Source organism: Bradyrhizobium sp., assembly GCF_035570375.1.
Taxonomy (GTDB): domain Bacteria; phylum Pseudomonadota; class Alphaproteobacteria; order Rhizobiales; family Xanthobacteraceae; genus Bradyrhizobium.
This window is the reverse complement of record NZ_DATMLW010000152.1, coordinates 14,540-31,907: the sequence shown is the minus strand read 5'-3', so window position 1 is coordinate 31,907 and position 17,368 is coordinate 14,540. Positions and strand designations below refer to the sequence as shown.

Annotated in this window: 14 protein-coding genes; 8 read left to right on the top strand and 6 right to left on the bottom strand. The window is 61.5% G+C overall.

All coding sequences use genetic code 11. The annotated features are described in order from the left end of the window. Positions 1 to 540: 540 nt before the first annotated feature. Complete coding sequence (locus VNX23_RS15850) at positions 541 to 1,776, top strand: rhodanese-like domain-containing protein (RefSeq protein WP_325631509.1); 1,236 nt, start codon at positions 541 to 543, stop codon at positions 1,774 to 1,776. Positions 1,777 to 1,897: 121 nt separating this feature from the next. Beyond that, complete coding sequence (locus VNX23_RS15845) at positions 1,898 to 2,752, top strand: hypothetical protein (RefSeq protein WP_325631507.1); 855 nt, start codon at positions 1,898 to 1,900, stop codon at positions 2,750 to 2,752. A gap of 4 nt (positions 2,753 to 2,756) precedes the next feature. Here VNX23_RS15845 and VNX23_RS15840 read toward each other — a convergent pair whose 3' ends face one another. Together VNX23_RS15840 and VNX23_RS15835 are read right to left on the bottom strand one after the other, a co-directional pair. Next, positions 2,757 to 4,082, bottom strand: coding sequence for a TAXI family TRAP transporter solute-binding subunit (locus VNX23_RS15840; RefSeq protein WP_325631506.1), 1,326 nt, complete (start codon positions 4,080 to 4,082; stop codon positions 2,757 to 2,759). A 152-nt stretch (positions 4,083 to 4,234) separates the two neighbouring features. Then, positions 4,235 to 4,996, bottom strand: coding sequence for a hypothetical protein (locus tag VNX23_RS15835; protein ID WP_325631504.1), 762 nt, complete (start codon positions 4,994 to 4,996; stop codon positions 4,235 to 4,237). On the opposite strand from VNX23_RS15835, the gene VNX23_RS15830 reads away from it, so the two are divergent. From VNX23_RS15830 to VNX23_RS15805, 6 genes are all read left to right on the top strand, one after another. Next, positions 4,956 to 5,597: a hypothetical protein gene (locus VNX23_RS15830; RefSeq protein ID WP_325631503.1), complete on the top strand. Its 642-nt coding sequence runs from the start codon at positions 4,956 to 4,958 to the stop codon at positions 5,595 to 5,597. The two genes, VNX23_RS15835 and VNX23_RS15830, sit on opposite strands and share 41 nt — an antisense overlap. Positions 5,598 to 5,812: 215 nt before the next feature. After that, the gene (locus VNX23_RS15825) at positions 5,813 to 8,173 is read left to right on the top strand and encodes a tetratricopeptide repeat protein (RefSeq protein WP_325631502.1); all 2,361 of its coding nucleotides are present in this window, start codon (positions 5,813 to 5,815) and stop codon (positions 8,171 to 8,173) included. Positions 8,174 to 8,387: 214 nt separating this feature from the next. Beyond that, positions 8,388 to 9,290: a S1C family serine protease gene (locus tag VNX23_RS15820; RefSeq protein ID WP_325631500.1), complete on the top strand. Its 903-nt coding sequence runs from the start codon at positions 8,388 to 8,390 to the stop codon at positions 9,288 to 9,290. Between the two features lie 26 nt (positions 9,291 to 9,316). After that, positions 9,317 to 9,847: a response regulator transcription factor gene (locus VNX23_RS15815; RefSeq protein WP_325631498.1), complete on the top strand. Its 531-nt coding sequence runs from the start codon at positions 9,317 to 9,319 to the stop codon at positions 9,845 to 9,847. Between the two features lie 276 nt (positions 9,848 to 10,123). Next, positions 10,124 to 10,765 (top strand): cytochrome b, encoded by a 642-nt coding sequence (locus tag VNX23_RS15810; RefSeq protein ID WP_325631496.1) that lies wholly within the window; start codon positions 10,124 to 10,126, stop codon positions 10,763 to 10,765. A gap of 58 nt (positions 10,766 to 10,823) precedes the next feature. Next, entirely contained in the window at positions 10,824 to 11,474 is a 651-nt protein-coding gene (locus VNX23_RS15805; RefSeq protein WP_325631494.1) for a histidine phosphatase family protein, read from the top strand. A 98-nt stretch (positions 11,475 to 11,572) separates the two neighbouring features. Here the strand turns inward: VNX23_RS15805 and VNX23_RS15800 are convergent, their stop codons facing one another. The 4 genes from VNX23_RS15800 to VNX23_RS15785 form a co-directional block, all read right to left on the bottom strand. Then, complete coding sequence (locus VNX23_RS15800) at positions 11,573 to 12,667, bottom strand: PAS domain-containing protein (RefSeq protein ID WP_325631492.1); 1,095 nt, start codon at positions 12,665 to 12,667, stop codon at positions 11,573 to 11,575. 195 nt (positions 12,668 to 12,862) lie between these two features. Next, entirely contained in the window at positions 12,863 to 13,786 is a 924-nt protein-coding gene (locus VNX23_RS15795; protein ID WP_325631491.1) for an FAD binding domain-containing protein, read from the bottom strand. Then, positions 13,783 to 16,476: a molybdopterin-dependent oxidoreductase gene (locus VNX23_RS15790; RefSeq protein ID WP_325631489.1), complete on the bottom strand. Its 2,694-nt coding sequence runs from the start codon at positions 16,474 to 16,476 to the stop codon at positions 13,783 to 13,785. The genes VNX23_RS15795 and VNX23_RS15790 overlap by 4 nt, the downstream gene beginning before the upstream one ends. Beyond that, a complete protein-coding gene (locus VNX23_RS15785) occupies positions 16,473 to 17,087 on the bottom strand; it encodes a helix-turn-helix domain-containing protein (protein WP_325631488.1) in 615 nt (204 codons plus the stop codon). Before VNX23_RS15785 ends, VNX23_RS15790 begins: the two co-directional genes overlap by 4 nt. Positions 17,088 to 17,368 lie beyond the last annotated feature (281 nt).

The following is a 17,368-nucleotide window of genomic DNA, read 5'->3' as shown; positions in this document are numbered from 1 at the left end:
ACCTGTGGTGACTATGCTCGTGTGCTTTTTTCATTCGCACGCGAGGCTACGGGTGCGCTGAGCACCCCGGCTTTCCCTGCGCCCTCTGTTTGGGGCGATCTGGTTCCCGGAAAACCTCGGGCGCATTGCGCCACGGGAAGGCGGAGGTGTGTCCGATCGCTCCTGTCATTCCGGGGCGATGTAACGCACCGAACCCGGACTCTCGAGATTCCGGGTCTGATCGCTCGGACCATCCCGGAATGACGGAGTAATGGGCTACATAAAAATTTGAAATCGATCACTCGTCGTCCCTGCGAACGCAGGGACCCATACGCTGCGGCCTTTCTTTTGGGCGCAAGTGGCAGACGGCTTTGTCAATAAACCCGGCCGGTGGTTATGGGTCCCCGCGTCCGCGGGGACGACGTTTGGCCGCCCGAAATATTGAGCCCGCCGAATTTGTGCGAGCGTCGCATAGAGTTGAATCGGCAAGCGTAACGATGCAAGACTAACCACCCCTTTATCCAGACCTCCATCATGACCGTTCCATCCAGACCACCATCCATGACCGTATCAGCCATCACGCCCTCAGAAGTCCGCCGCATGCTGCTGTTGCGCGAGGAAATCGCGCTGCTTGACCTGCGCCACGAGGCAGAATTCGCCACCGGTCACCCGTTGTTTGCGGCAAACATGGCGGCAAACCGGATCGAACTGGAAGCCGCGGCAAGATTGCCCCGCAAGAACGTGCCCATCGTGCTCTACGACACCGGCGAAGGTCTCGTTGGCCCGGCGGCGGAAACATTCGCAGCGTCGGGATATACCGATGTTCGTGAGCTCGACGGCGGCCTGGCGGCCTGGAAGGCTGCGGGCTTGGAGTTGTTCGAGGACGTCAATTCCTACGCCAAGGCATTTGGAGAACTGGTCGAGTCGCGCCGGCATACGCCGTCGCTGCCGGCCGGGGATGTCGCGACCCTGATCGCGAACAAGGCCGATATCGCGATTCTCGACGTCCGGCGGCCCGACGAATACGCGACCATGAACATTCCGGGATCGATCAGCGTGCCCGGGGCAGAACTGGTGCTGCGCGCCGGCCGCGTGGCGCCGGATCGCCAGACGACGATCGTCGTCAATTGCGCCGGTCGCACCCGTTCGATCATCGGCACCCAGTCGCTGATCAATGCCGGGATCGCGAACAGGGTCGTGGCGCTTCGCAACGGAACGATCGGCTGGACTCTCGCCAGCCAGGAGCTCGAGCATGGCGCGGATCGTCACGGCGAGATCGGCCTGTTCGAGGGCGCGAAGGCCAATGCCCGTGATGTCGCCTATCGCGCCGGCGTTCGTCATCTCAGCGTGGAGGAGGCGTCCGTTCTGCAGGCGCAGCCTCATCGCACGCTCTACCGCTTTGACGTTCGCGCCAGCGAAGAATATGCGGCAGGGCACATCGAGGGCTTTCGCCATTATCCCGGAGGTCAGCTGGTCCAGGAGATTGACATGGCCGCACCGGTGCGCGGAGCGCGGCTCCTGTTGACCGACAACATGAGCGTTCGCGCCGACATGACGGCATCCTGGCTCGCGCAGATGGGCTTTGAAACCTACGTGCTCGAGGGTGGCTACGATCGTGCGACGCTTGAAGTGGGGCCGGGCGAGGTAGTGCCGAGGCTGGATGCCGCCCACCGTTACCGTCGGCCCTATGAAGGTACCGATGTCGATACCAAAGCGATGCAGGCTTACCTGGACTGGGAATTTGGCCTTGTCGAACAACTTCGACGTGACGCGACGCACGGGTTTTTTGTAATCTGATGCGCGGGGCGTGCGCGTCAACACCGAAAGGCCGGGTTGTTGATCGAGCTTGCGCGAGGTGCAGGCTCGCGCACCGCCCTCGCGGTCCTGTTCCGTGCAACCTGCTGGCGCTGGCTTTGCTATGTCTGAAACGAGGGCGCAAGCCCGTTCATGGATCGCGACTTGCCTCGTCCTTGCGGCGATGCTGCAGACGATCCCGGCATTCTCGCAGGAAGCCGGGGGCACGAATGCCGGTGAGGATTTCTTCAGGCCGCCGACAAATCTGTTTCAGCTGATAACCACTTACAGGACCGCTCCGGCAAACGGCAGCAATGGAACCGTCACCAACGTCACCACCGGTACACTCGATTTTCGTTATGATCATGCGATCGACTTGGCGCCGATGTGGATTTTGGCGCTGCGCTCCGATCTGCCGGTGCTCGCCAAAAATCCTTTCTCTTCCGACAATCCCGACCGCAACTATTTGCTGGGGGTAGGGGATGCCGACGTGCAGGCCGTTCTCGTTCATAATTTGAGCCAGCGTCTTGCGGTCGGCTTCGGCGCCCGCCTGATCACCCCCACGGGCGGCGACACGTTCGGCTCCGGGAAATGGCAGGTGATGCCAATGGTCGGCGCGCGTTACGCGCTGTGGGAAATCAGTCCATCGAGCTATCTCGAGCCAGTCTTGCGTTACGACGCCAGTTTCGCCGGCGATCCGACCAGGAGAAATATCAGCGATCTGCAGATTGCACCGACCCTCAACATCGGCCTGGCGGATCAATGGTATGTCAGCTTGTTTCCGAGTGCCGATATCAGGATCAATTTCGGGGATCCGATCACCGGCCAGACCGGTCGGCTGTTTCTGCCGTTCGATTTCAGGGTGGGACGCAAACTGGACGGCGGTGCCGCGCTCTCGTTCGAGCTCGGCGTGCCCATCATCAAGGACTACCCCGTCTATAATATAAAGACGCAAGTCCGATTCAACCAAACCTTCTAGGTGCCTACGCCACGGATGCGACCGGCGGTCTTGCAGCAAGCATCACCCGGCGATCGTGAATGAGATTCTCCAGGCGATGCGCCACGACGTTCAATGTCGCGGCATCGACCGCACTTTCATCGTCCTTCTCGGCCTTGAGACGTTCCTCTTTCAGGATATTGTCGATCTGGTCCTCGATATTTGAAAGCTCGGTCTCCGACTTGACGCTGCGTATATGCCGGGACAAACCATAAAGCGTATCCAGCGGGCCCGCCCTGAATTCAGGCTGTCCGATACCTAAAAACTTCCACGCGGCAGCAAGCACCGAGGCAATCGCTCCCAGCACCATCGGACCGAGATAAATGTAGTTGCTGTATTCATCCATGAAACTTTGCTGCGTGCCGTTGTAGACCGCCAGTGCACCGGGATGAACCGGGAGGTAGGCATCGGCGTCCGTGCTCGGTGAAGTGATCTGCGCAAACAGCCGGTTTTCGCCCAGAAGCTCCCTGCGCGCCTTCAATATGGCCAGGGTAAGGTTCGTTGCGACGTCAGAGCTGAGGCTCTTTTTGGCGACGAGATACAGCGAGGTCCTCAAGGTCGTCAGATCGTCCTCCGGGACTGGGGGAGATCCCCGCAGCGTGCCCTTTGGAACGTCGAAGCTTTCATAGGCGCGGTTGGCATCGGCGATGGCCGCGGCCGAGTCGACGGGAATCAGCACCGGCAGCGTCTTTGATCCCTGCGGAAAGAGGCCCTTCACCAGCGTCAGGTATTTCTCGGTCAAGGGGATCACGACGAGCAGCGCGCTCACCTGCTTCGACTGAATGGCCTGTCGCGCGTCCTCCAAACCGAGATTCTTGAATACGACCTTGCTGCGGGCAAGGTCGTAGGCGTTACTCAGTGCTTCGACGATCCCGGAGTTTGTCTCCCCTCCGAGCACGCCGACGGTGCGTCCCTTGAGCTTGTCGATACTGTCGATGGAAGAGCCGGGCGGGGCGATCAGCAGGACGGCGACATGGGCAAGGACGACAATTGCCTGAGCCTCTGACAAATCGCCGACGCCGCCACGAACCGCGGCGAGATCGACTTTTCCCGCAGCGAACGCCTTGGCGGCTTCGAGAGCAGTACCGGTATCGATGACTTTCAATCGAACTGGTGCCCCGTCGGTGACGAACTGGCTGGCCATCGCCGACATCGCCCTGGCTCCCTCGCCGTCGATCGTTCCGACGGCCAGCTTAAGCGTCACAGGATGAGTATACCATCGGTAAGCAAGGAGGCCCGCGCCGGTGCAGAGAGCGACCACGCCAATCAGCGAAATAAAGCGCAGCCAAAACGGCATTCTTATCGAAACCATGAGACTTTGCTCCCAGTGCCGGAACTGCGACGCTCAGCGCCCCCTTTCTATTGGACCGGCGACACCGTCAATTGACTCAGGTCAATAGCGGCCCCGGTCGCAGGCGTGAAAAACCTGAAGAATCCCGCCGCTCGATCTCTCGGTGTCCCTCGTTACTTTGGCAAGGCTGGCAACGCGCTCCGCAGCGGCTCGTCCGAGATCTGCATCAATCCGGCAAAAGGCTGGCCAAGCTCCAGGATCAGGAAGATCGCAGCTGATGCTGCGAACGAAAAGATGAAAAGGATGGTAATCGTTCTTGCATTGCTTTCCGCAAAAAGGCTGATGCTCGTAAAGATCAGTGCGAGCCAGCCGACCAGCACGATCAGGAAGGGAATCGGGATCGATCCTCGGGCACTCGTGAACAGGAGGATGCGCGTTTTTCCGATATCCACCAGCGTATCCATGGCCCGCCCTTGCAAGAAGCGCTGCGCGTCATCTTTTGGGACGAGTTTGAGGACTTCGTTGTAGAGCGCGAGCCCAGCGGATGCCGGCTCGAACGGTGTCGGCTTGCCAAAGCTTGGAGCGGCCTCGCTCCATATTCGATCGGCCGCCGCGCCAACCTGGCGGCGCAGCTGCGCGCGGGCCGGCTCGGCTTCCGGCCCATACAGGCCCAGTATGCTATCCAGCAGAACGACGCTCGCCGTCAGCTGCTTGATCTGGCTGCTTTCCGCCTCGAATTTTCCGTTGGCTGAAGCAATCAGCAGACCGAGAACCAGAGAGGCAAGCGTGGCGATCAGGGCCGTACCCTGCCTGACGATATCCTTGGTGTCTCCGCTCAGGTGTCGATCGGGCAGCCTGCGGCGAATAAATATGCCCAGGAAAGTGCCGGCGAAAATGCAGGCAAAAGCCGCCAAGGACATCAGCAACGGGGTCATGGCGGTGCTCTGCTCCTCCCGCAAATCAAATCGATCGTTTGAGCCGATCGCGACGGTGCTCGATTTTCATCGGCCGCGGATCAATGCCGGACTTTTTTTGCCCCGGCTTGATGGAGATCAATCTCGCTCCCGACCGCGCATGGGAGGAAAACGCAGGAATCTGAGGGTTGTAGGAAACAGGACAAACAAGATGAACATCAGACGGTTGGCATTACTGACGGCTTGCACTGCACCTTGGATTGCGTTTGCAAGCCCTGTCCTTGCGGCCGATCTGAACGGCGCGTGGGCCACGGATGTGTCCGTATGCAACAAGGTCTTTACGAGAAAGGGAGGTACCATCGCCTTCGCTCAGGATTCCGACCAGTTCGGCGGCGGCTTCATCGTCGACGGAGACAAGATTCGAGGGCAGTTGCAGACCTGCACGATCAAGGCACGCAAGCAGGACGGCAATCTCTTTCATTTCATTGCCGCGTGCGCAAACGATATCATGGCGTCAAGTGTTCAGTTCAGTGCGAAACTCATCGACGACAACACCATATCCCGCACCTTTCCGGGCATGGGTGATGAACTTGATATGAAGTATGCGCGCTGCCCGAATTGATCTGCCGGCTCTGTGTGCGTCCACCTCCCGTTTGACTTGGCTGGAGTCCGACCGATGATGGGCTGCAATCCGGGCGAAGGGTTGCTCGATCGCTTTTCGCAGGCCCGGCATTGAGGACAAGCCCATTGGCACGTAAGCGACGCAAAGCTGGCAGCGCGGATCGATCGGGGAAAAGACCTGCCGGAGAGACGACGCGGGCCGCACCGCAGGAGACGTTGCCCGACAAATCCAGGATTGCTCTTTTCCAGGCAAGCTCGCTCTGGCTCGCGATGCTCGCCGCGGCGCTTATCGTCGTTGTCGGTGGGATCGGTTTTCGGTTGCGGAATGGAAGTGAAGCTACGACAGCGGCGAGCTTCGTCGGCAGCGAGACGTGCACGGGGTGTCACCAGGCGGAAGCAGGATTGTGGAGTACCTCGCAGCACAAGGCCGCGATGCAGCACGCGAGCGACGAGACGGTGCTCGGCGACTTCAACGGTGCGAGCTTCGACTATTACGGCGTGCATTCGCGTTTCTTTCGAAAGGACGGGAAGTTTATCGTCGAAACCGACGGGCCGGACGGCAAACTTGCCGAATTCGAGGTGAAATACACCTTCGGCGTCGATCCGCTGCAGCAATATCTCGTCGAATTCCCGGATGGCCGGATTCAGGCGCTGTCGATCGCCTGGGACACAAGACAAAAAGAAAAAGGCGGTCAGCGCTGGTTTCATCTCTACCCCGACGAAGAGATCAAACACGACGACGTTTTGCACTGGACGAAATTGGACCAGAACTGGAATTTCATGTGCGCGGAGTGCCACTCGACCGGCTTGCGCAGGAATTACGACGCCAGCGTGGATAGCTTCGCCACGACCTGGGCGGAGATCAGCGTCGGTTGCGAGGCGTGCCATGGACAGGGGTCAACCCACGCTGCCTGGGCACGCGATCAGAACAGCTGGTGGCCGTTCGGCAAGCGGGAAGACCCGAACAAGGGATTGCTCGTTCGCTTCGATCAACGCCACGGCGTAACCTGGCCGATCGATCCGCAAACCGGCAATGCACGCCACACGGCCTCGCCGGCTGCACTGCGCAAGGAAGTCGAGACCTGCGGCTTGTGTCACGCGCGTCGCGGCGAATTCCGCGAGGACTGGGTTCCGGGCCAATGGTTATCGCAAACACATGTGGTCGAACCACTGACGCGCAACGCCTATCACGCCGATGGCCAGATCCGCGACGTGGTAGAGGCGTATAATTATGGCCCCTTCAAACAGAGCAGGATGTTTGCCGCCGGCGTCACCTGCAGCGATTGCCATGATCCACATGGCGCAGGGCTTCGGGCCCCGGGCGAAGGCGTCTGCCTGCAATGTCACGCATCTGACAAATATGCCAATGTCGGCCACCGCCACCATGCAGGTAGCGGCGAGCCGACTTGCATCTCCTGCCATATGCCGGCGCGCACCTACATGGTGATCGACCGGCGCCATGATCACAGCTTTCGTATTCCGAGGCCCGATCTTTCGGTGAAGCTCGGCACGCCGAACGCATGCAACGATTGCCACGCCGACAAGGATTCAAAATGGGCCGCCGCGGCGGTCGAAACCTGGTTCGGCCCCAATCGCAAGGGCTTTCAGACCTACGCGGGTGCTTTCCACGCCTCGCGTACAGATCAGTTGGATGCTGCGGCACTTCTTGCGGCGGTTGTTGCGGACCGAAATGTGCCGGCGATTGCGCGCGCCAGCGCGCTGACCGAGCTTGCACCTCGTACTTCGCCTACGAACATCGGCATGGCCCGCAGCGCATTGGACGATCCCGATCCGATGGTGAGGATCGGCGCACTCGACATGCTCGAAAGCGTGCCGGCCGGCCAGATCTGGCCGTGGGTTTCGCCGCTGCTGGCCGATCCCGTACGCGGCGTCCGCATCCGGGCCGCCTCGCTGCTCGCACCTGTCCCGACGGCGAACCAACCTCCGCCGGATCGCGAGCGCTTTGAGCGTGCCGCGTCGGAGTTCGTCGAGGCGCAACGCGCCAATGCCGAGCGGCCGGAAGCCCGCACCACGTTGGGAAGTTTCTTCGCCCGGCGAAACGAAACATCGGCGGCAGAGACGGAATATAAGGCGGCGCTGCGATTGAGCCCGCAATATCTCGCAGCATCGATCAATCTGGCTGACCTTTACCGGCAGCTTGGCCGCGACGGTGAAGGAGAAGCCGTGTTACGCGCCGCAATCGCCGTTTCGCCGCGCGCGGCCGCGGCGCACCACGCGCTCGGCTTGACCCTGACCAGGCTCAAAAAGCCGGACACGGCACTTAGCGAATTTCAAAGCGCGGCCGAGCTTGAGCCGGATAGCGCGCGATACGTTTATGTCTATGCGGTTGCGCTGAACTCGGGCGGGCAAGGCGACAAGGCCATCACGGTACTGACGGATGGTTTGGTGCGACATCCCGGCGATCGCGATATCCTGTCGGCGCTGATCGCCTTCAATCGCACCAATGGCGACTTGAGGTCTGCGCTGGCCTATGCCGAGCGGCTGGCCGCAATCGTGCCCGATGACCGAAATCTGGCGGCGCTCATCCAGCAGCTGCGGGGAGCGTTGCCGAAATAGGGGCTTCTAGGCGATATCCCCGATCGACGGCTGGAGCAGTCTCGGTGTGGCGACAACCGGGCTGAAGAGATTCTCCGCCTAATACTGGCTTGCTTGGCGTTTGCGACTTCATCCCCCGGTCAAATGGCCGGTGCGAACCCGGCCGTCCGGCCGATATTCTGCGGAGGATGAATCCCTCAAATTCATTCCTATCTTGAACCGATAGGAGTTGCAGATGCCCGATCAAACGGAACCCTTAAGCCAGCTCTCGGCCGCGCTGGCTGCGCGCACGGAAGCCGCCAAAAACGCGGTGGTTGCCATCCGCCTCGCCCATGAGCGGCATGTCACGGGCCTGGCGTGGCGATCCGGCGTCGTCGTCGCCTCCGAGCAATCGCTGCCGCGAAAGGACGAGTTTGAGCTTGTCGGCTCGAACGGCTCGGTGCTGACGGCCAAGGTCGCCGGACGCGATCCCAGCACCAATATCGCAATCCTCAAGCCTGCGGATTCGATTTCCGCGCCTGCGCTTGCTTCGGGCGAAGCGCGTCCCGGTGCAATTGCGCTTGCGATCGGGGCAGACGGAGCAGGCGGCGTCAGCGCGCGCCTGGGGCTAGTCAATTTCGCGGGCCCCGAATGGCATTCCAGCCGCGGCGGCCTCATTGACCGGCGAATTGTGCTCGACATTCGGCTGGCCCATCGCGAGGAAGGCGGTCCCGTTTTCGACGCCGTCGGCGGTTGTCTCGGCATGTCGACCTTCGGGCCGCGCGATCAGGTCATTGTCATTCCGGCCGCAACCATCGAACGCGTCGTGCCGCAGCTTTTGAAGGACGGCCACATCCCGCGCGGCTGGCTCGGCGTTGCGCTGCAGGCGGTCGCGGTGCCGGACGCGTTGCGCGAAACGGCCGGCCAGTCCAGCGGCTTGATGGTGATGTCGGTTGTCGAGAACGGGCCCGCGGCGCAGGCGGGAATCGTGGCCGGCGACATCATTCTCAGTGCTGACGGAATACCGGCGCATCGATTCAGAAAAATGGCTCGCCTTCTCGGCGCCGACAGCATTGGCCGCAAAACGGACATCCGTCTCATCAGGGGTGGTGCGGTGATCACGGTGCAGTTGACGATTGCAGAACGGCAGGCGGCATGAGCGAACCGGCGAGGAGTTTGGCGTCAATGGAGCGGTTGCGCGTGGCGGTCCACACCACGGATCCGCTTCGCCGCGCCGCCCTCGGCAGGGTGGTAAGCGAAGCCGGACACATCGTCGTGGAGATGCAGGACACTCCCGACGTGATCCTCGCGGACGGCGGCCGGCCGCCTGGCGAAAACCGCCTCGTCGTTGCCGTTGGCGGCGTGGATGAAGAGGCGTCCGGCCTGTTGCCTCGCGATGCGGATGCGAGCCAGATCGACGCCGCGATACGAGCGGTCGCAGCGGGCCTCGTCGTGCGTCCGGGAGTACGGGACGCGGGCTTTGGCGCGATGCGCGAGACCGAAGCTTACGCATTGCTGACGCCGCGGGAACTCGAGGTGCTGGCTGCGCTCGCCGAAGGCATGACCAACAAGGCGATCGCGCGCCGTTTGGACATCTCGTTGCACACCGTGAAATTCCATATCGAATCCCTGTTCCGGAAACTGGGCGCGCGCACCAGGACGGAAGCCGTCGCCAAAGCTTCTGAACGGCGCCGGCGCGAGACGATCGTGTTGTAAGACAACGCTCTCGTTCTCGCAGCGATCCCTGGCGACTTCAGCCCCGCCGCACAGCCAGCGACTGGCCTGGCCATCTCATCCCGACGTCGCAAAGGGCCAATAATCGCCGTGCAACCTCTGGTTTCGTCCGGCTTCCGTGATACAAGACAACGCACCTCGATCGGTCCGTCGCAATATAGCGGGCTCGGGAACTCAAGATTGGGGGAATAAACCCGAGGCCCTCAAGGTCTTCTCGGCGAGCAGATTGGACCCAACAGGGACCTGGAGCAGACCGAGATGACAGAAAATTCAGAATCCGCAAAGACATATGCGAGGACGGCCGGGCTCGAAAGCGGGCGGTTCGATCAGATCAGCATTACCCTGCATTGGCTTACGGTGCTTCTGATCGTCCTGCAATTCTCGAGCGCATGGTTACGCGAGGCCGTCGATCACGATAGCAGCCTTGCCGTCACCATCCTGACGACGCACCGAACGTCGGGTGCGTTGATCTGGGTCGTCAGCCTGGTGCGGCTCGTCTGGCGGCACAATTTCGCTTACCTCCCGCCTTTCCCCGAAAGCATGTCGAAGCTGCAGCAGACCTTGGCGAAAGCCAACGAATACAGCCTCTATGCCCTGCTCCTGATCCAACCGATCACAGGCTTGGGCAGGTCCCTGTTTCGCGGCGCGCCGTTTGAGTTGTTCATTTGGCAGGTTCCGGCGCTGTTCGAGCAGGATGACGCCATCCGCCACGTCTTCGCGGAAGCGCACGAGATTGGCGCCAATGTGCTGCTCGCACTGATCGGGCTCCATGCCGGAACCGCGCTTTTCCATCGCCTGTTTTTGCGTGACGGCGTGTTGCAACGAATGCTGCCGTGGACGTCGCAATCAGTGGGAGCGCGCCAGTCCAATGTGCAGTTGGCAGTCAGCGACGCGGAATAAAATCGCTTCGCGGCCGGTCTTGGCCGTGGACGGAGATCACATCAAAAAAGGAGCAACTATGTCTACGATGAATAAACCGATTATCGCCGCGATGGCAGCTCTCGTGAGCGTTTTCACCCTGCTTGCAGTACCCATGCCGAAAGCATCGGCGCAAGCTAACCTGCAGGATGCCGATATCGCGAAGGCGTTGCGCGCAGGCGATCTTGTCATGGTCGTTCGCCATGGTGCCACCTTCCCGGATCAGGCCGATACCGATCCGACGAACTTCGACAACATTGCCGCTCAGCGCAATCTCAACGACAAGGGCAAGGCATTGGCCAAGGCTTTCGGCGACGCCATCCGTCAGGCCGGGGTTCCCGTGGGCAAGGTCTATACCAGCAAATTCAACCGCGCCTATGAAACGGCTGTCATTGCCGGCTTCAAGGATATCGAAAAGACGACGGATCTGACGGAAGGCGGACTTATCGTATCGCCAAACGAAAACAACCGCCGCTCCGACGCTTTTCGCAAGATGATCGCGACGCCGCCGAAGGCTCACACGGTCACGATCCTGATCACGCACCAGCCGAATATCGTTGCCGCGTTGGGCAAGGATTGGTTCGACACCAAGGAAGGCGAAGCCTCGATCTTCCGCCCCACCGATGGCAGCTACAAGCTCGTGGCCCGCGTGCAGATGGATGAATGGCCACGGATTGCAGCGGCCAAGTAAATTCAAGGTTCCTCTGGGCCGGCTGGTTCAGCGCTCTCGCGCCCATCCCAGCCGGCTCGATGCTGCGATATCGAAGCATCCGATTCTTCAGGCTCTTGTCATGACTGGTGGCGCCGCAAGGTTTCGGACGGCAGTTCGCCGAACTTCCTGCGGTAGTCCCTTGCGAAGTGACCTAGATTATTGAAGCCGCATTCGAGGCTGACGCCGGTGACCGTCTTGGTGGGGTCCGGAGCAACCAACCTTTGACGGACCTTTTGCAGCCTGATGTCCTTTACGAAGTCCATCAAGGTCGTTCCGCGCGATGCGAAATGTCTGAATAACTTTCGCGAACTGATGCCGAATTTGGCCGCGATATCCTCGACCTTGAATTTCGTTTCCCAATTCTCCTCGATGAACCGCATCATCGACAGCAGCTTCTTGTCGGTGACGGCCGCCTGCGTGCGCAGTTTGACGTCGGTGATGTCGAGCGTCGCACCGACCAGTTCGGCGACTTCGCCCGCGCCGTCCAGAACGCCGCTTGCCATTCCGCGCAACCAGCGGATCTTGCCGTCCGGCCTGACGATCCGGTATTCCAGCGCGTAAATATTTCCCTTCAGCGCGTTCTTCAGGAATTCCGATACGGACGTCCTGTCGTCGGGATGCACCCGTTCCAGGAATTCATCAAGCGTAAGCGAGGACGCGTAGGGAAGAAGTCCCAGGACATGGTTATAGGCCGGCGAAAGCTCGGCGGTGGCGGCCTTCACATCCCAGCGCCATGCGGCCAGTCCACTGAGCTCCTCCGACAAGGCCAATCGTTGCTTCAGTAACTGCTGCTCGGTGATGTCCTCGATGATTCCCGTCGACCAGCGCAACGCTCCGGTTTCGTCCGAAATGGAGGTGCCGGTTACGCGGCCCCAAACGATGACGCCGTCCTTGCGGACATAACGTTTATCGATGCGATAGTGACCCGTCGCGGCGTTCGTCAAGCTGCTGTGGACCCTGAAATTTCGCTCGCGATCGTCCGGATGAGTAAGATCGAGGAATGTCATGCCCGAAATGAGCTCATTGACGGTGTAGCCAACGAGCCGGGCGAACGCCGGGTTTGCGAATAGGATCTGCGTCGTATGGATATCGGAAAGCGTCGCCCCCAGGCTGATGCCGTCAAAGAAGATGCGCGACATCGATTCGATCTGGGCAAGAGCTGTTCCGGACATCGATCTGCGTGACGGCAATCTGACCTGAATCATTTGCAAGACGGAAATCGCGTTGGCGCTGGAGGCACACCGCAACCGATATAAGTAGTCTGATGCCCTGGCAGGCACGTTGAGGTAGATCAATGTCCGCTGGCGGGACGGCTTGCCTTCCGCCTCGCCCGAGACCTCGTCAAATCGAGCAGAAATTCCGCCGCTCTAGCCCGAAATTCTCTCAAGCAGATCTCGCAGGAGGCCCCGCAGCAGATCGAGCTTGTAGCCGGTCATCGGCAGCGGTTTTGCTCCACCCGTCGACCGCGCGACTGCGTCGGCGATGGTCGCGGCATTCGCCGCGGCACCTTGCGCGGCGGATTCTGCATCCGCAAGCCGAAGCGGTACCGGAGCAACGCCGCCCGCCACGATGCGAACCAGCTTGAATGTTCGATCCGTTATCACGGCGCGCAGAACGATCTCCGCCAGCGGCCACTCCGCATGGCTGCGGCTGATCGCGCGGCGATAGAGAGCACGCTCGTTCGCAAGGGGCGCACCGAGTTCGATGCTTTCCACGATTTCGCCCGGCTGAAGAGCATGGTCGGCGCTGCCGTTCGAGCCGTCGCCGAGCAACTGGTTGATGGCGAGACGAGGACGAAGATTGGTCGTCACCGTCGCCTCATACGCCATGAGGGCTGCGGCCAGCGTGGAAGGATGCGGCGCGACGCACGGGCCGAGATCGAAGGCGACGCCGTAAAGGTGATTGCCCTCGCGCGCCGGACAAACGGAGCCGCCCTTCTTGAGACAGGAGATATGCGGGTCTCGATAGTACCAGCAGCGGGAGCGCTGGGCGAGATTGCCGCCGATCGTCGCAACATGCCTTACCTGCGGCGTCGCGAGGCCTGCGGCTGCTGCCGTCAGCCCGGGATAGGCGCCGCCGAGTTTCGGATCGGCGGCGATCACCGAGATGGTGGCGAATGCGCTGATGCTGGCCGCGCCATCCGCATCCCATTCGACGTCGCGAGATCCGGACGGCCGCGCCAGATCGACAATATTTCCGCGCGACACGCCGCTGCGCCGTCGTTCGGATAAATCCGTTCCGGCAGCGCGGAACTCGCTTTGTTGCGCCGAAGCCATCGAGTTGCCGGTCATGCCACGCTCCTCTGGTTCAGCATTGTCGTGAGCCGGGCAGGCTGGATCGGAAGCTCATAAGCACGCACTCCTATGGCGTTGTGGATCGCGTTCGCAATCGCCGGCGATGTCGGGACGGTCGCGACCTCGCCGATCCCGACGCTGCCGCCGAGCACGTGATCGAATCCTGCTTCGTCGAAATGAACCTCGATATCGGGCGTGTCGGCAATGCCGGGGATGCGGTAGTCTTCAAGCCCGGCGCTCAGAATGTTGCCGCTGGCCGGATCGGCCTCGCGTCCTTCGTAGAGCGCATAGCCGATACCCTGGATGATCGAGCCTGCCGCCTGGCTATGTGCAAGCGCGGGTGCCGCGAGCTTGCCGACCGCGATTCCCGTGTGAACCTTGAGAACCCGCACATGTCCGAGCCAGGTATCGACCTCCACTTCGACCACCTGGACCGAACTCGGCACGCCGGCGCCGACGGCGAGATTTGAAAAGCGGCGCAGCATCCAGCTGAAAATCGTTCCCATGAAGCCCGCTTCCTTCATGGGCGAGCGCACACCGGGAGGTGTGTGTCTGGAGTCTTCGGGCCGCGTCGCCGACACGCTGATGTCGGAGGACGCTGCGATCAGTTCGCGCCACGGCGCATTGGAGCCGGGCGCCGGCCTTCGTTTCGCATTTCGTTCGATCGTTTCCTTCAGCTTTCGTATCGCAAGCAGGGTGGGAGGCACGACCGAGGCCGTGGTGCGGCTACCGCCCGAGCCGGGACCTTCGATCAGGTTGGAATCCCCGATTCTGACCTCCACCTCGTGCGGCTCGAGCTCGAATTCGCGTGCGACCGTATTGGCGATCACGGTTCGACTGCCGGTGCCGATGTCCTGGATGGCGGTGCTCGCGATCAGGCGGCCGCCCTTGACTGCCAGTTCGACTTTCGAGCCCGGCTGCCAGATATAGAGCCAATAACCCGTGGCCACGCCGACGCCGCGACAATAACGGCCGCTCCGTGTCGGCGCCGCTCCCCTGGCATTGCGCCAGACTTCGAGGTTCGCCGCCCAATCGTAAAGACGCTGGCGGTTGGGATCGGTGTCCCATCGCTTGCGCAATTGGATGGGATCGACCTGCATCCGCAAGGCGGCCTCGTCAATGGCCTGTTCCAGCGCGAACGCCATTGGCGGTCCGCCCGGTCCGCGGAAAGGCGCGCCCGGCGGCAGATTGCTGATGACGTCGAAATCGACCAGCGCCTTTGCCTCCGCGGGATAGATCAGACGTGCCAGTGCTGCGATCGTCGAGTTGATGCCGGCACCGTTATCGGACCATGCCGTCAGCGCCAGCGCCTTGAGATTGCCTTCGCGCGAAGGCAACAGCGCGATGTCGAGTTCCGTTCCGGGGCGATGGCCGGTGACCGACAACTCCTCATGGCGGTCGAGCGCCACGCGGACCGGGGCCTTCGCCTCACGGGCAAGTTCGATCGCGGCAATGGTGTCGATGCCAAGACTTGCTTTCGAGCCAAACCCGCCACCGACATGGTCGGCGATCACGCGGACCTTGTCGCGGTCGAGCTTGTATCGTTTCGCGACCAGCTCCATCAAATGAAATACCGCCTGCGTGGAAACATGCAGGGTCAGGCGGTTGCCATCGAAGCGGGCCACTGTGGCGTGCGGCTCGAGGCAGGTATGGGACTGGCCCGAGGTGCGGAAGATGCCTTTGACGAGCAGCGGATCATTGGCTTCGACGGCTGCGGCGATCGCGCTGCGCACCGTCTTTGATTTGTGCGAAAACGCGGCAGTCGGACCTCGCACATTTTGCCGCCATGGGGCGGGCGCCGGCGAACCTTCCGAGACGTTCGCGGCCTTCCTGCGTTCCGATTTTTCCAGCGCCAGTGGTGCATCCGGCTTGCGCGCGGCCTGCAATCCCACCACCGACGGCAATGGCTCGTATCGGATGCCGATCGCGGCGGCGGCCTGGTGTGCAGTGTCGCGATCCTTGGCGGCGATCGCTGCAATCGGCGCGCCGACATAGCGGACGATATGGTCGTCTTCGATCAGCGAAATCGCCGCCATCACGCCCGTCACGGCGCGCGCAGGCGCAAGGTCGAGCTGGACGACTTTGCCATGGGCGATATGCGAGCGAATGATCACTCCCTCGAGCTGACCATCGTGCCGGATGTCGACCGTATATTTCGCGGTGCCCGTCACCTTGTCGCGCGCCTCGAGGCGGGGTGCCAGGGTTTGTTCGCCGTCAAAGCGACCGCTGCAGGCCTCTCCGACCGCCCGCAAGATATTGTCATAGGCACCGCAACGGCAGAGATGACCCGACAAAGCCGCGCCGATCTCCGCGCGGGAGGGAACGGCATTGCCTTTGGCCTTTCGCCAGTTGTCGTGGAAGGCCGCGGCCTCGACAATGAAGCCCGGTGTGCAGAAGCCACATTGCAGCGCATCCAGCGCCATGAACGCCCGCTGTACCGGATGCAACCTTGCGCCGCCAATTCCCTCGACGGTCGTGATGTTGCGGCCCGCGACCGCTTTCGCCGGCATCAGGCAGCTCACGACGGGGACGCCATCGAGCAATACGGTGCAGGCGCCGCAGACGCCGGCCCCGCAGACAAGCTTGGTTCCGGTCAAATTCATCCTGTCGCGGACCACGTCGACGAGGAGCGCTTCGGGATCCTCTGGCAGGGTCTCAAGGCGGCCGTTGATCGTCACGGTGCTCATCGCGCTCTCCTTTTGCTGCTGATCTGGGAGGTGGCGGGCGCAACCGCGCCGGCCACCAGAAGTCGGATCATCCTGTCGAGTTCGCCCAGGGTCGAGGCGTTCAGGCGCAGATCGTTGAAGCCGCGAATGGCGAGCTGAATGCATCGGGCGAGATCGCGCGATGTCATGCCGTTCTGCAAGGAAAGTCCCTGCTTGGCGCAGACACGATTGATGGTCTCGGCGCGGAGATCGGCGTTGTGCTCGATGAAACTCTGGTAGAGGTCGCGGGTCTGAAGCTGATGCTCCGACAGCAACTCTTCGGCCTGCGGCGATTCCTCGACGCATTCGAGCAGATAGCGAAAACGCGCGCCGATTTGCGAGGCCAGAATATCGGCAAGCCCGCCCCCGGCCTCTTCCTGATCGAGGCCGGCCGCGGCCTCCGCCTCATAGGCCAGTTCATGCAGTTGCTCGACCACCGCGCGGAACAGCGCTTCCTTGCTCGGATAATGATGATAGAGCGCCTGTCGCGTCAGCCCGGCTTCGTCGGCAATCTGGCTCATCGACGCGCGTCGAAAGCCAAACCTGGCGAAGACACTTTCCGCAGCCGAGAGGATGCGATCCGGGGAGCCCATCCGACAATTTTGACAAAGATCGTCAATTTGTCAAATGGAGGCGTCAGCCTCAAGGCCGGCTTCGGGAGCGGCGCCGGCCGGCACCGCGCCTCGTCCCGTCGAAACACCACCAGGCGCGACGCAGCTTTGCGACAGCGGTTGAATTTGCCGTGAAGCGCGCATCGCTTGTACAAAACGAGCTTCCTTGTTCCACCCGGCCAAAAGCTATATTCCACCATCCCGCCATCCGCGCCGGTTGATTGCGGGTCGGAGGCCCTTGTGAGGCCTCCTTCGTTTGTGAG

Bases quoted from the DNA above. Each gene is read 5' to 3' on its own strand.
- VNX23_RS15850 (WP_325631509.1), top strand. From the start codon at position 541: ATGACCGTATCAGCCATCACGCCCTCAGAAGTCCGCCGCATGCTGCTG.
- VNX23_RS15845 (WP_325631507.1), top strand. From the start codon at position 1,898: ATGTCTGAAACGAGGGCGCAAGCCCGTTCATGGATCGCGACTTGCCTC.
- VNX23_RS15840 (WP_325631506.1), bottom strand. From the start codon at position 4,082: ATGGTTTCGATAAGAATGCCGTTTTGGCTGCGCTTTATTTCGCTGATT.
- VNX23_RS15830 (WP_325631503.1), top strand. From the start codon at position 4,956: ATGCAGGCAAAAGCCGCCAAGGACATCAGCAACGGGGTCATGGCGGTG.
- VNX23_RS15835 (WP_325631504.1), bottom strand. From the start codon at position 4,996: ATGACCCCGTTGCTGATGTCCTTGGCGGCTTTTGCCTGCATTTTCGCC.
- VNX23_RS15820 (WP_325631500.1), top strand. From the start codon at position 8,388: ATGCCCGATCAAACGGAACCCTTAAGCCAGCTCTCGGCCGCGCTGGCT.
- VNX23_RS15815 (WP_325631498.1), top strand. From the start codon at position 9,317: ATGGAGCGGTTGCGCGTGGCGGTCCACACCACGGATCCGCTTCGCCGC.
- VNX23_RS15810 (WP_325631496.1), top strand. From the start codon at position 10,124: ATGACAGAAAATTCAGAATCCGCAAAGACATATGCGAGGACGGCCGGG.
- VNX23_RS15805 (WP_325631494.1), top strand. From the start codon at position 10,824: ATGTCTACGATGAATAAACCGATTATCGCCGCGATGGCAGCTCTCGTG.
- VNX23_RS15800 (WP_325631492.1), bottom strand. From the start codon at position 12,667: ATGTCCGGAACAGCTCTTGCCCAGATCGAATCGATGTCGCGCATCTTC.
- VNX23_RS15795 (WP_325631491.1), bottom strand. From the start codon at position 13,786: ATGACCGGCAACTCGATGGCTTCGGCGCAACAAAGCGAGTTCCGCGCT.
- VNX23_RS15790 (WP_325631489.1), bottom strand. From the start codon at position 16,476: ATGAGCACCGTGACGATCAACGGCCGCCTTGAGACCCTGCCAGAGGAT.
- VNX23_RS15785 (WP_325631488.1), bottom strand. From the start codon at position 17,087: ATGGGCTCCCCGGATCGCATCCTCTCGGCTGCGGAAAGTGTCTTCGCC.